The sequence below is a fragment of the Collinsella sp. AM42-18AC genome (assembly GCF_003467965.1).
Classification (GTDB): domain Bacteria; phylum Actinomycetota; class Coriobacteriia; order Coriobacteriales; family Coriobacteriaceae; genus Collinsella.
In genome coordinates, this window is sequence record NZ_QSFY01000042.1 from 1 (window position 1) to 525 (window position 525).

1 pseudogene is annotated in these 525 nt (G+C 37.0%); it reads right to left on the reverse strand.

The features are described from left to right. Positions 1-391 (reverse strand): annotated as a pseudogene (locus DW913_RS09965) (replication protein RepR); the annotation flags it as partial. Between the last annotated feature and the right edge of the window lie 134 nt (positions 392-525).

Here is a 525-nt window from a genome sequence, read left to right on the forward strand (position 1 = left end):
TGCTCAATGTGTTCGGCTGAGATCGGAAATCAACCGCTGAAATAGTTTCTTTTTCCGTGTGAATATCAAAATCAATAAAGAAGGTATTGATTTGTCTTAAATTGTTTTCAGAATGTCCTTTAGTGTATGAACGGTTTTCGTCTGCATACGTACCATAACGATAAACGTTTGGTGTCCAATGCGTAAATGTATCTTGATTTTCGCGAATCGCTTCTTCGGAAGTCAGAACAACGCCACGTCCGCCAATCATGCTTTTTTTTGAGCGATACGCAAAAATAGCCCCTTTACTTTTACCTGGCTTGGTAGTGATTGAGCGAATTTTACTATTTTTAAATTTGTACTTTAACAAGCCGTCATGAAGCACAGTTTCTACAACAAAAGGGATATTCATTCAGCTGTTCTCCTTTCTTACGAAAATTAATTAGTTAGAAGCTACGATCAAAGTTGAATCACAACAAAAAAGGCAATCAACTAAGTTTTTCTTAATTGATGGTTGATTTCCGATCTCAGCCGAACACATTGAGC